Source organism: Chthoniobacterales bacterium (assembly GCA_039930045.1).
Lineage (GTDB): Bacteria > Verrucomicrobiota > Verrucomicrobiia > Chthoniobacterales > DASVRZ01 > DASVRZ01.
On sequence record JBDSQB010000002.1, the window covers coordinates 479,520 to 492,928 of the forward strand.

Sequence of the window (13,409 nt, forward strand, 5' to 3'; positions counted from 1 at the left end):
TCAGCGTGGCTCACGGTCGGCCGTCGGTGCGTTTGAGTCCAACTCGATTGGCGGCGACTTCGATCAATTCGGCCACGCGTTTTTTCAAGCGCCAAGCGCGGATCAACTGATAAAGCACGAAGACAACGAAGAGCGCCTTCAGCGGATAATCGTTGTTAGAAGTCGCCAGCGAACGGTAAAGCAGGATGGAAAAGTAGATGAAATTAATCAGAACATTCGACACAGTCGGCTTGGCGCTGAGGTTCACGCGTGTGAGACATTTCGGGCCGCCGTGATATTCGGTGACGCTGCCAAACTTGATGATCCACCAGAAGTTTCCATAAATTTGGATGTCCCAACTTTTCCAGCCGGTGTCGGTGCTGTAGCTCCAGTTTTCGGTTTCGAGTGACGAGCAAACTTCAGTGATGAGCCCCTCGCGCCCCTGGCCCTCTTCGTTCCAAAAGATGAGGTTGCCGAGGCCGTTGTAAGGTTTGAGCGTTTTGTAATCTGCCTCGTGCTTCGTGATGACATTCCGCGGCGTGCGCTTGTAGGACATCCAAGTGAAATAGCGGGCCCAACCGCGCATGAGTGGTTGCGTGAGCGCCAGGAAGGCGACTAACAATCGGGCTCGAATCGTATCGAACTTCGGTTCGATGCGCGCGCTTAACATGTAGGAAAGCGCCACCAGGAAGGTCGCGCCAAACATCAGAAACGGCACAATTCGCAAGCCCGGTAGCGGAATCGCAATAACAAAAATAAAGACGGTCAGCGCGACCCATTCGACACTGCTAACATACGCCGCGATTTCGGATTGCGGCGCGGGATAAATGGATTGGAAAAGCCCCTGGCCGAAGACACCGTGATAGATGATGGGCTTTTTTAGCAGCCAGTTAAAACGTGGCGCGCCGTAAATCATTCCCTTCCATTTCGCGGTTCCGGTCGGTCCGAAGAAGACGAGATGCTGAAAGCGGAGCATGGATTCCGCTTCGCCGTAACCCTCTTGTTGTTTACGGAATGCCTGCAAAGTAAAGCGCCGATAATGCCAAACGATGGCCGCCGGGGAGAACGCGATCACGCCGCCGTTCGTCTGCAATCGCCAGCAAAAATCCACATCATCACCTGCCTTGCGATACTCAGGATCGAAGCCACCAACGCTGTCGAAAGCCCATTTGTGAAATGCCATGTTGCAGCCGGGAATGTGCTCGGCAACGACATCGGTAAGAAGAACGTGACTCGGCCCACCGGGCGCGGCGGCGACGGCAGCCTGCACCCAATCGACTGCCGGCGGGGAAATGTTCGGACCGCCAACGCCTGCGTAATCGCCGCTGATCAGTGTGCCAACCAGATAATAAAGCCAGTCGGGATCGGCCATGCAATCGGAGTCGGTGTAGGCAAAAATCTCGCCCGTTGCGGAGTGCGCGCCAGCGTTGCGCGCGTAGCTGAGGCCCATGTTTTTTTGGACGATGTTCTGAAAGTCGGGCAGCTTGCGTCCGCTGCGTTTGCGTGCGCTTTCAAAGGCGGAAACGAGCGTCTGGGTGTTGTCTTTCGAGCCATCATCAACGAGGACGATTTCGTAGTCGGGATAGTTTACGAGGTCGAGCGACTCGAGGCAGTCCTTAAGCGTTTTGCCGCCGTTGTAGGAGCAGACGATCACGGAGACGCGCGGGTATTTTTCCAGTTTGACGCGGCTGGTGACGGGCTCATTTCCGGCGAGTCGATCCTTTAATAAATGGAAGGCTTTCTTCGGCTGGCGATCTCGCGTGACGAGCCCGAAAGCCCAGTCGGTGATCTCCATTCCGCCAGTGAACCACTCGTCAGTCCAAGCGTAGAAAATCGTTCCGGCTGCGCCGCCCTTGACCACGCAATCGAGGTGCCAGTCGAGAACCTCGGCCTGTTTTTCCTCGCTGTTGCGGATGGTGTCCATGCCGAATTCGCCGAAGATGAGTGGCTTGTCACCCGCGAGATTTTGCAGCCGGGCGAGATAACGCTCAAAGTCGATTCGGCGTTCGAGATAGACGTTGAAGCTATAGAAATCGACGTTTTGCGGGAGCAGATATTCCGTCGGCGGGTAGCTTGCGTAGGAAAAAAGTGCGTCCGGATCCTGCGCCCGCGCGCGGCTGATGAGGTGCTCGACAAATTCCACGACGCGACCGGCTCCGAGCCAGCGAACCATGGAGCAGGGAATTTCGTTGCCGACAAGGTAGCCAAAAATGGCCGGGTGACCGGCGTTTTTAGCGACCGCTTCCTCGATGGTTTTGACAATTCCCTCGCGGATTTTTGGCTGGTCGAGAAAAGCGACGTGCTGCGTCCAGGGAATGGAAATGAGGACGCGGATGCCGGCTTCTTCAGCCAAATCGAGGAACCAACGTGGCGGCGCGTAATAGATGCGCAGGAGGTTGGCACCCATCTCCGCCATGAGCCGGACGTCGTCGCGGGTGCGCTCGGGCGAGGCGAAATATTCGCCATCGGAGTTGGGGGTGAATGGGCCATAAGTGACGCCTTTGAGGAAGAATTTATCGTCCCCGGCAAAGAAAAATTTGGCGCGTACTTGGATGCGCGGAAGGTTGCTCACGTTGGCGAGAGTGGGAGGTGCGGATGAAGAAATCAAGAGCCGAGTCAGACGGTGTCCTGAGGGGTTTCTTCAATCTCTTTACATTGCTGGCTTGGCGATGACTGGCTCGAGCTGCGCGTGCGGCTTGATGCAGACGATGAACAGGGTGGCCAGAATTAGTATGCCGCTGCTGGCGAGAAAGGACGTGCGCGCGTACTGGCCAGTCGCGTCGAAATGTAGCAGGTGAAACGCAATCAGCGGCCCGATGAATCGGCCCAGACTCCCGGCGGACGCGACCAGACCGAGCACGCGGCCTTGGGTGTGAGCGTCGCTGCTGCGCGATGCGAGGCCGTTCATCGTGGGCGTGACGAGACTGTTGCCAATGGAAATGCCAGTGCAAACGAGGAGGAGCAGCCCCCAGCTGGGCGGCGTCTGCGGCAGAAAATACATGCTGATCGCGAGGATTGCCGCACCGGCTAAGGCGAGTTGTTTTTCAATCGGCTTGCGGAGAAGTCGGCGCAGCACCCCGCCTTGCATCACGACGCCGAGGAAGCCGACATAAAAGAAAATCCAGCCGGTGTGAGCGATATCCAACCCAAATCTTTTTTGGCAAAAGAGCGCGAAGAGTGAGGTCATGATCGAGAAGCCGACGATCGAGGCAAACTGGCTCGCAAGAATCATGGAAATCAAAACGCTGCGGCCATGCGAAAAGACTTCACCCAGATTGGCGCGTTCCTTGTTTCTGGAGCGCACTTCGGGAGTCAAAGTTTCCGGCAAACGCCACGCGACGAGGCCGCAGTTGATCAGCGCCATTCCCGACGCCACAAAGAACGGCAGCGCTGGGGAAATCTTCCCAAGCACGCCACCCATGGCGGGCCCGATCATGAAGCCGAGGCCAAATGCCGCACCGATCAGGCCCATCGCCTTGGAGCGATTTTCCTTGGTCGTCACATCGGCGATGCAAGCCATTCCAGTGGAGATATTTCCCCCGCTCGCTCCGTCGATGATCCGGCCCAGCAACAAAATCCAATAGCTGCTCGCGAGTCCTGTAACCAAAAAACCGACTGCCGTGCCGAAGATGCTCAAAGTCAGCACCGGCTTGCGTCCGAAGCGGTCGGAGATTTTTCCGAAGATAGGCGAGCAAAGCAGTTGCAGCAGGGAAAAAATGCCGATCAGGATACTCATTTGAGTGGGAGTCGCATGAAATTTAGCCCCCTCGGCATAGACCGGCAGCACGGGTATCACGATTCCAAAGCCGATCATGTCGATGAAGATCGTCAGGAAAATCAGGGTGAGCGGAGACAGCGTCGATTTTTTCGGAAGAGACTCGGCCATGGAGCGGAATTGATACGCTGAAATTTGCCAGCCGCAAGACCGCAAAGGCGGAATCACGAGGTGGAGAGATTTTCAGCTACGCCACTAGTGTCCCGGTAGTCACGCCAAGTTGCGATGTGGCCTGGAGGTGACGCCAGAGCGTCTCGCCGGAGGCTTCACCAGCGAGCAGCTTCTGGTAAGAGGAAATCAGCGTGCGGGTTTGCTCGGCATTTTCCTCAAGAAGCTCGACTCGGAAATGACTCAGACCCGTTTCGCGCAGGGCGCTGAAAAACTGTGCGCCGGTCTGGGCTTTGGAATTGAAGAGCGTGTTGCGGCAGCCCACGTCGGCGCGCAGCGGATGCTCGGCACCGACACGATCGCGCAGGTGAACACGATGCGACTCGCATGGACGACCGCAGTTTGTGTGATCCGTGCCGGTGGAAAGAAACGCCGCATAAACGCAGTGCTCCATGTGAAACATCGGCATGTGTTGATGCAGAGTAATCTCAAACCAACGGGATGGAGCCGTGGTGAGAAGCGACAACACCTGGGGCAAGTTTAGGTCGTAGGAGATCGTCAGCCGCTCCAATCCGCAGTCGATGAAATGTTGCGCGCTCAGTGGATTTGCGACGTTAAGCGAGAAATCGCCGATCTTCGGAATAGGCGAGTCGCGATAATAACTCAGTGCGCCGAGATTGCGGATGAGCAGCGCATCCGGGCCGCAATTTTCGATGAGCTTAAAGAAGCCCTGTTCACCGGCTTTTTGAATCCGCGGTGTCGCGAGTGTAATGCGACTCGACTCTGTTTTTCTCACCAAAGCCACGGCGTCGCGATAACGTCGAATGTCCTCAAAGTCCGCATAAATGCTTCTCGCGCCCGAGTCGAGCGCGGCCTCGATTTGCTCCAGACTGCGGCAGAGAATGTGAAGTTGAGCCGGCTCAGATAACGATGCAACTCGCTTTGAAAACAATTCCGCACAGGAGATTTCGGGACGCTGAATTTCCCGCGTCTGATCCAGCGCAAACACCATTTCGCGACGCAGACGGTTCAGCTCGCCAATAGGCAAAATCACATCACCTTCCAACTCGTTTGTGAGTTCGCCCAACTCGTAACCGCTGTCGCCCAGCTTGCCGAGATGTTCGTGCAAACGCGCAGTCGTCAACGGCGCGGTGCGGGCGAGTTGCAGTGCAATGGATGAACGGATTTCTCCGTGCAGATTTCTAACAACGAGCGGCTCTCCGGCGCGTCCAGTCACAGTTAGGTCGATCTTTGTTTTTCTGCGCGGGTCGATGCGTCCGCCATAACTTTGGCGAAGTTTTTCATCCAGTTTTGGATCGCTAGTTTTCCAGAGATGCGCACCCGGTTTGATGCGAGAAAAGTTGAGCTGACCACGCTGGAACTCCAGCCGGTTTCCGTGAATACCGTAGATGCGTCCGCCTTGTTCGTGGTTTGTGTCGCCACCTGTGTCGAAGACCACGCCATCGCCTAACTTCAACCCGCCGGGATGACTCACCTCGACTGAATCCTTGTTCACGTGGCTCACCGTTCCGAGATATGCACCGCGCTTTTTTCCGTAGCGGGCTCCGACCAATTCCTGGTGATTCACCCCGTGCATCCAGCCGGGATAGAGACCTCGGGAAAACGTCATTTCCAACTGATATTTTTCGGCGGCGGCGAGTCGGACTTCCATGCCACTCAGAGCGGAATCGATCGCACGGCGATAAACCTGGCAGACCGCCGCGACGTATTCCGGCGACTTCAAGCGGCCCTCAATTTTGAAACTGACCACGTCCATTTCCAGTAATCTTGGGATCTGCTCGGCGGCGGCCAAATCCTGCGGCGAGAGAAGATATTTTTTGTCGCCCAGATCGCGGCGCTCTCCATCTACGATTAACTCGTAAGGCATCCGGCAAGCCTGGGCGCATTCACCGCGATTCGCGCTGCGCTGACCGAGCGATTCGGAGGTGAGACACTGCCCGGAATACGCGACACAAAGCGCACCGTGGACAAAGGCTTCCAGCGGCATCGTACCGTCGAATTTCTCCAGTTCGCGCAATGACGTTTCTCGTGCGAGCACGACTCTTTCCACTCCGAGATCGCGCGCAAACTCGGCACCTTCCGGAGAGGTGATCGTCATCTGCGTGGACGCGTGAATTGGCAGTTCTGGCACGATCTTTTTCGCGAGTCTCACCAAGCCCACGTCCTGCACGATGAGCGCATCGACTCCGGCGCGGTTGAGCAGACGAAGCTGATCCGCGGCGGACTCTAACTCGTCTGTGAAAATGAGCGTGTTGAACGCCACATAAGCCTTCACTCCATAGCGATGCGCAAAGCGGACGACGTCGGGTAATTCCGCCTCCGTAAAATTATCCGCGCGCATCCGGGCGTTGAATTTCGGCAGTCCGAAATAGACCGCGTCCGCTCCATTGGCGACAGCGGCTCGCAGGCAATCCCAGCCGCCTGCGGGTGCCAGCAATTCGGGTTCCAGCGTCATCTTAGCCGAGTGCCGTCCCACGCTCGACATGGGTCGTCTTTGTTCTTAATCTGGGTGCCGTCAACATGCCCCGCAACCTGCCATATTTTCTAGCCATCGCGATTTGTTTTTTGTTCGCCGAGCGGCTGCGAGGTGAACCAGTCGAGTCTCCTAACGATCTGGTGGAAATCCAAAAACTTGATCCCACGATTCAAGTGGAACTCAAATATGCCACGACCGACAACATCACCGGGAGGGTGTTATATCCGGCTAAATTCAAGGCGCAATTGCGGCGCGGGGTCATGGAGGAATTGATGCGGGCTCAGGCCACGTTGCGGCCGATGGGTTACGGCCTGAAAATCTGGGACGCCTACCGTTCGCTGGACGTGCAGAAGGCGCTCTTTGCGGTGATCAGCGATCCGCGTTATGTGGCGACGCCGGGGGTGCATTCGATGCACAATCGAGCGGCAGCGGTGGATGTGACACTGGTGGATGCGAATGGCCGGGAACTGGAGATGCCGACGAAGTTCGATGTGATGGGGCCGCGCGCCTCTTATTTCTATTCAGCGAAGGATCCGGCAGTGCTGAAACGGCTCGTGCTCTTGCAGCGGGTGATGAGTCAGAGTGGTTTTTACGCCTGTCGCACAGAATGGTGGCATTTTTTCAGCCGCCGCTGGGAGAAATATCCCAATGTTCCAGAGCCCAATACCGGCAAGAAAAAGGGGGCCATACCCGAACCAAGCACGTAACCGTAAACGTCATGAGTGATGTTGTGCAGCACTGGATATTAGTCGTGGAAGATCATGCGGACAGCGCGGTGATGCTCACCCGTTTGTTGAAGCGGGCGGGCTACGAAGTCTGCAACGCTGCCCGCGTGGCGGAAGCTTTGCAAATCGCCGGGGAAAAGGAGCAGTCCGGCCGGCCATTTGACATGGTGCTGAGCGATCTGGGGCTGCCGGACGGGACGGGTTACGAGCTGATGCGGCAATTGCGCGACAGGCATCATCTGCGCGGGATCGCCCTCAGTGGATATGGCCAGACCGAGGACGTACGCCGCGCGCTGGAGGCGGGTTTTGGATGTCATCTGACGAAGCCTATCGACTTCGACAAACTTCGGAAAGCGATCGAAAAAATGCTGGCGTCCCAGCCTCACCCGGCGATCGCGAGCTGACCGCAGCCTGCGGCGACGTCGATGCCCCGGCGCTGCCGGATCGTGGTGGGAAAACCGGCGGCGCGTAGAATGGATTTGAAACGCATGGCATTGGAACTCGGCTCACCGGCATAGCCCTCGGTCGGGTTGAGCGGAATGAGATTGATATGAGCAGGCATGTTTTCCAGCAGTCGCGCGAGGGCTTCGGCTTGCTCGGGAGAATCGTTGGTGTCCTCGATCAGTGTCCACTCGAAGAAAATGTGGCGTTCGGTCTTCGCGGTGTAAAAGCGGCAGGCGTCCATCAGTTGATCCAGCGGCCATTTTTTCGCGGTGGGGACGAGTTGGGCACGTTCCTCCTGCGTCGCTCCGTGGAGGCTGACGGCGAGGTTGTAGGGACGATTTTCCTCGGCTAGGCGAATGATTCCGGGAACGACTCCGACAGTGCTGATCGAGATCCGGGTCGGACCAATATTAGCGCCGCGTGTGTCGGATAAAATCTCCAGCGCGGTCATCACGGCGTCGTAATTATGCAGCGGCTCGCCCATGCCCATGAGGACGAGATTGCGGAGTTGGCCTTGGCCGTTTTCGCGAAGGCGGCGGTTCTGATGGAGGACCTGCGCGACGATTTCACCGGGAGTCAGGTGCCGGGTGAATCCCATCTGACCCGTCGCGCAAAAGACGCAGCCCATGGCGCAGCCGACCTGTGTGCTGAGGCAGGCGGTGAAGCGTCCGGTGAAGCCCATGAGGACGGTCTCGATACGATGTCCGTCGGCGAGTTGCAGGAGCACCTTGCGGGTGTGTCCGTCGCTGCTCTGGGTTTCGTGAACAACCATCGGCGGCTGCGGTTGCAGAGTGGAATGCAACTCGAACCACTTTTTGAGCGGCGGGAGAAAATCTGGATGTCCGGCGAGATCGGTCGCGTTTTCGCGATACAGCGCGCGCCAGAGGGTGCGGGTGTGCGACTCGTGCAGGCCGGGCATCTTTTCCCGGAGTGCGATGTAAGTCAGGTCGAGCAGCGACATGGCTCCGGTCAGAGTCGGCTGCGGTAAATGTAATCGTCGAGGCAGCCCCAAGCTTCCTGCCAGTTACCGTTTGCAGCGAGGAGTTTGGCCTGAAAATAGCGCAGGTAAAGCGGTGCGCCGAAGAGAGTCTGGAGACGTTCCAAAGTGGAAATGGCGCCGTAGTTGTCGTGGCGGGCGAGTTGCAATTGCACCAACGCCATGCCCGCTCCGAGGCTGTTGCGCGAGTAAAATTCGCGACTAAGATCGGACTCCGACAGGGAGTTTTCCAACTTCGGAAAATGTGGTTCCGGCAGCGCCTTGAAGGCGATGGCGCAGGCTTCGGGGAAATATTTCAAATTGGCCTTGGCCGAGGCCAGCGGCAGATCGCAAGCCGGGCGCAGACCGGGAATTTTTTCGATGACTCGCATCGCCTCCGCCGGGTTGCCACGTTCGACCCAGACTCGGAACAGGGCGCTCTGGTCGTCGGGGCGAAGTTGGTCGAGTTGCGGATGCTGTTTTAGAAAATCGGCCAGCAGCAACGGGAATCGTTTCTGATCGACCCGGTTGAGTTGGATAATAATGCGGCTGACGTTGCTGCCGGCGATGAATTCGAGCTGGGTGAGCAGGCGCGGATACGGCGCGGCCATTTCGAGATAGCGGGCGTATTTGCGGTCTCCTTCTGCGGGAGCCATGCGGCGCAAGGCCTCGGCCCAAGGCAGCGCGGCGAGTTCCGGCCGATAGGAAAGCCAGGCGATGCCCTCGTTTTCGGGGGTGATGGGCGAGGAGCGTTCGAGGAAATTGGCGCGCTGATAATCGAGCAAGCTGGCGGCCCAATCGCGGTGTTGCAGGATGCGGCTCGTGCCGCGCTGATAGTAAAGCTGCCAGTCGAGCGGCGCCCATTGGAGCGCGGCGTCCACCTCGGCAAAGGCCTCGCTGCCGTGGCCGTGGGTAATGAGGAGGGTGGCGTTTTTTTTGATTTGAGCCAGGGCGTTATGGCTGGGCCAAAGTGGGGTTTCGTCGAGGTTGATGAACCAGCCGACGGCGATCAAGACGAGTGCAAGTCCGATGGTGTAGGAGCGTTTCGGGGAAACTGCCCGCTCGATAAATTGCCCGGGCCAGGCGAGCGCAAAAAGAAAGCACGCCGGAAAAAACGTGCCGGAGCGATGGCCGGAGACGTCGAAAAAGCCATGCAGCACGAACAAGCCCGCGCAAATTGCGCTTGCCAGACGCAGCGGATGCGGGCGTTTGAAGGAGCCGCAAAACGCCCGCCAGACAAACCAGCACGCAGCGCCGAGGATCATGAGCGTGCCGGGCCAGCCGATCTCGCTGGCGAGCCAGAGCCAATCGCTCTCGGGGTGAATGATGCCGTTATCGACGATGGCCAGCTTGCGAAACAGCGGGAAAACCGGTGCGAAATTGGAGAGTCCGAGTCCAAACCACGGCTGCTGGGCGGTCATGGCCAGCGTGTCGCGGAAAATGAGCCGACGAAAATCGTCGCTCATGGACTGGTTGTTGTCGCCAACAGTGAAGCGTTCGAGTGTTTCCCCCCCGAAGGCTAGAAAGAGCGCCAGAACCAGCGCGACGGAGGCAAAACCGATCCAGATTTTTTTGCGCGAGGGATTGGTCAGCGTGGTGATCAGCCAGTAAACGCCGACGCCAAGCACGGGCAGAATAATGCCGGCGCGGGAGAAATTGACGACCAATCCGTAGCCGATGATGACGATGCCGACCATCCACAACGGTGCGATGCGGGATTTTTTTACCACCGCCATGTGCAGCAGCGCGACCATCAGCACAAAAGTGAGCGCCAGCAGATCGGCGGTCTGGTTGCGATTGGGGAATGGCCCGAAGAGACGTTGCGCGTGCCAGAACGGCAGCGGGTGTTGCGTGTGGTAGCCGATGAGGGCGCAGACGGTGAGGACGATCATCCCGATGGCAAACAACTCGGCGAGCGGTTTGCGGACCTCGCGCGTCCAGCCCTGGCAGCCGAGCCAGTAAATCCACGCGACACCGCCGAGCCAGCCGAGATAGGAGTCGAGCGTGAGCCAAGGCTGCGGGGTGATCGTTCCCGGAAGCGTGATGGAGAATTTCTCCGCCAGCCCGCTGCGCCACGCGGGAATGCCGGTCAGCGACACCGGCAAAAATGCGAGCAGCGGCAGTACGAGGAGCGCGATCAGGAAGAGCCGGTAGCGGAGTTTGAGCGCAGTCGTGACCGGGTAAATGATGAAGAGCGCTCCGAGCAGGCAATATAAAATGCCCAATGACCACGATTCGACGCTGCCGCCGAGAAATGGGGCCATCCAGACGACGAGCAGCACCGGGAGCAAGGCCCAACGCGAGGCGGTGTGATTGAGATTGGGGATGATGGCTGCCCGGCTGCGCGACCGATGCCTGCGTTTTTGCGAAACCGGCACGTCATCCCCAGGCAGCGGAGAATCTTGGAGCGGTGGGGAGGAAATGGACACGGCTCAGACTACTAAAAAGCCGCCTCGCGGCCAGTAAATTGCGGCACTTTTAGAAAGACTGCGCCGGGTGAAAACGGATTTGCCCGCAGCTCTGCGACGTGACTATGCTGCGAATCTCTTTTGTGACGATTTTCCCGCAACCATGCTGAACCAACGTATCCTCGGGCTCCACAAATTGGTGGTGGTCTGCCAGATCGCGCTGTCCATCGTGCTCTTCGCGATCCTGTATGCGGCGATCGTGGTGGATTTCAGAACCGGCGAATGGTTTGGGCTCCAGCGTTATGCGATTTACGCGATGCTGGCGGGGTTCGGCGTTTTTATCGAGGGCTCGCAGGAGGCGAAATCCAGCGAGCATCTGCTCGATACGGGCATGTCCAATCGCTTCGCGCGCACTCTGCGACAGGTGTTTTACATCACCGGGGCGATCACTTTTTTCCTGTTCCTCACCAAGGATCTCACCATCTCGCGTCCGTTTCTGGTGGCCTATATTTCCTCGGTTTTTCTGGTCCTCTACTACAGTCACCGCGTGCTGCCGCAATTCATCTCGGAACGCACCTTCAACAGCCGGCATCGGGACCGCGCCATTCTCATCGGACCCGTCCAGAACGCGGTGAAGCTAAAAAACTGGCTCAGCAAACAAAGCCAGCTCGGCTACGAGACCGTCGGCGTCATCACCGAGGAAGCCGACGAGGCGCAGCGCCAGGGATTTTCCGTTCTCGGCACGATCGAGCAGACGGAGACATTACTGAAAACACACCAGGTCAGCCTCGTCATCCTGACCGAACTCCCCTTCTTCTCGCAGTTCAACCGCCACCTCATCGGTCTCTGCGAAAGCCTCGGCGTGCGCCTGCTGATTTACAGCGACATTCAGGACAAACTGGGCTACCCGCTCCAGTATTTTGCGGACGGTGACCACCGATTTTTCACCCTGCGTGAGGAGCCGTTGGAAAACGTCATCAACGCCTACCTCAAGCGCGGTCTCGACATTGCGATCTCACTCCCGGTCTGTCTTTTTATACTGCCGTTCACCAGTCTTTTTGTCGCCATTTGCCACCGGCTGCAATCGCCCGGGCCGCTCCTCTACCGCCAGCAGCGCGCCGGGATGCAGAACCGCACTTTCATCATCAAAAAATACCGGACGATGTATGTCCATAACCAGCCCGAGGCGAAACAGGCCACCCTCGGCGATGCGCGGATTTTTCCCGCTGGGGCCATGATGCGCAAGCTCAGCATCGACGAACTGCCGCAGTTTCTAAACGTCCTCAGCGGCGAGATGAGCATCGTCGGTCCGCGCCCACACCTCATCGAACACAACCAGCAATTCTCGAAATTCCTGCGCAACTACCACATCCGCACGCTGGTCAAACCGGGCATCACCGGCCTGGCGCAAGTTCGCGGTTATCGCGGCGAGGCCAAGGAGGAAAAAGACATCGAGCGCCGCGTCGCCGCCGACATCGAATACCTCGAGCACTGGAAGCTGAGCCTGGAATTCAGCATCATCTGGGGGACGTTCCTCCAGGTTTTCCGGCCACCCAAAACCGCCTACTAGCGGCTTATTGAATCATCTTCGGCACCTCGATCTGGGCCAGCCGGGTAAAGGCTCCCATGGCGCTGTTCACCTCGGCATCGATCAAGCGCAGCAAGCCGATCTCCAGCGACAAATCGTTTCCCTGCAACGGCAGCGCCTGCAAGTGCAACCCCTCGCGACCGCGCAGCGTGATATTGGGCATCAACGCCCCGGCGTCCAGCACGGAGAGTGAGCGGAGCAGGGTTTCAATGGCGTTGATCTCCGCCACGGTGCGCGGGCGAACCTGATGCTTCCGGCAGATTTCGTCCGTCATCCGGCGCATGACGAAACTGTCCGGCAACTGCAACAGTCGTTGCTGGTGCAGCTCCGAGATCGGAATCAAACTCCGCCCGGCCCACGGGTGATTCTCGGCCACGATCAAGGAAAACGCGTCTGTGCAGAGCGACTCATAATGCAGGTTTGGCGAGTGGCGCGTGAGAAATCCGAGGCCCACATCCATCCGGCCTTCCTCCAGTGCGGTTTCGATCTCTGTCGAGGAAATTTCCTCCACGATGAGACTTAAACCCGGATGGGCTGCGGCAAAAAGCCCCAGCAAATGCGGCATCAATGGCACATTTAAAATCGGCACCACACCGATGTGCAGCGACCCACGCAATTGATCCGGCTCGCTCGTCAGTTCCTGATGCAGCGTCTCCAGTTGTCTCAAAATCGCCTGCGCGTGTTCTTGAAAAATCACCCCCGCTGGCGTGAGTAGAATCCGTTTTCCGCGTCGCTGAAAAAGCGACACCCGCAGATCCGCCTCCAAGTCGCGAATCTGTTGCGAGACGCTCGGTTGCGAAATCCCCAGTCGATCAGCCGCGCGGCTGAAACTCCCCGCCTCCGCCACTGCGAGAAAATAACGCAGGTGACGGATTTCCAACGGCTCATTCATCGCGGCATGATGCAAAA

9 protein-coding genes are annotated in these 13,409 nt (G+C 58.0%); 3 read left to right on the forward strand and 6 right to left on the reverse strand.

The genetic code is table 11. The features are described 5' to 3' along the window. Positions 1-10 precede the first annotated feature (10 nt). The 3 genes from ABIT76_02380 to ABIT76_02390 form a co-directional block, all read right to left on the reverse strand. Positions 11-2,551, reverse strand: coding sequence for a glycosyltransferase (locus tag ABIT76_02380; protein ID MEO7931982.1), 2,541 nt, complete (start codon positions 2,549-2,551; stop codon positions 11-13). Between the two features lie 78 nt (positions 2,552-2,629). Next, a complete protein-coding gene (locus tag ABIT76_02385) occupies positions 2,630-3,865 on the reverse strand; it encodes an MFS transporter (protein ID MEO7931983.1) in 1,236 nt (411 codons plus the stop codon). Between the two features lie 76 nt (positions 3,866-3,941). Further along, on the reverse strand, positions 3,942-6,338 hold the full coding sequence (locus ABIT76_02390) for a U32 family peptidase (GenBank protein ID MEO7931984.1): 2,397 nt from the start codon (positions 6,336-6,338) through the stop codon (positions 3,942-3,944). A 65-nt stretch (positions 6,339-6,403) separates the two neighbouring features. Between ABIT76_02390 and ABIT76_02395 the strand changes: the two genes are divergently transcribed. Both ABIT76_02395 and ABIT76_02400 read left to right on the forward strand, forming a co-directional pair. Continuing rightward, on the forward strand, positions 6,404-7,066 hold the full coding sequence (locus ABIT76_02395; GenBank protein ID MEO7931985.1) for a M15 family metallopeptidase: 663 nt from the start codon (positions 6,404-6,406) through the stop codon (positions 7,064-7,066). Between the two features lie 11 nt (positions 7,067-7,077). Then, positions 7,078-7,488 (forward strand): response regulator, encoded by a 411-nt coding sequence (locus ABIT76_02400; protein ID MEO7931986.1) that lies wholly within the window; start codon positions 7,078-7,080, stop codon positions 7,486-7,488. Here ABIT76_02400 and rlmN read toward each other — a convergent pair. Both rlmN and ABIT76_02410 read right to left on the reverse strand, forming a co-directional pair. Next, a complete protein-coding gene (gene rlmN / locus ABIT76_02405) occupies positions 7,467-8,489 on the reverse strand; it encodes a 23S rRNA (adenine(2503)-C(2))-methyltransferase RlmN (protein MEO7931987.1) in 1,023 nt (340 codons plus the stop codon). The genes ABIT76_02400 and rlmN overlap by 22 nt on opposite strands. A gap of 8 nt (positions 8,490-8,497) precedes the next feature. Beyond that, the gene (locus tag ABIT76_02410) at positions 8,498-10,933 is read right to left on the reverse strand and encodes an O-antigen ligase family protein (GenBank protein ID MEO7931988.1); all 2,436 of its coding nucleotides are present in this window, start codon (positions 10,931-10,933) and stop codon (positions 8,498-8,500) included. Positions 10,934-11,075: 142 nt separating this feature from the next. Between ABIT76_02410 and ABIT76_02415 the strand changes: the two genes are divergently transcribed. Further along, positions 11,076-12,482: an exopolysaccharide biosynthesis polyprenyl glycosylphosphotransferase gene (locus ABIT76_02415; GenBank protein MEO7931989.1), complete on the forward strand. Its 1,407-nt coding sequence runs from the start codon at positions 11,076-11,078 to the stop codon at positions 12,480-12,482. 4 nt (positions 12,483-12,486) lie between these two features. On the opposite strand, the gene ABIT76_02420 is transcribed toward ABIT76_02415, so the two are convergent. Beyond that, on the reverse strand, positions 12,487-13,392 hold the full coding sequence (locus ABIT76_02420; protein MEO7931990.1) for a LysR substrate-binding domain-containing protein: 906 nt from the start codon (positions 13,390-13,392) through the stop codon (positions 12,487-12,489). Positions 13,393-13,409 lie beyond the last annotated feature (17 nt).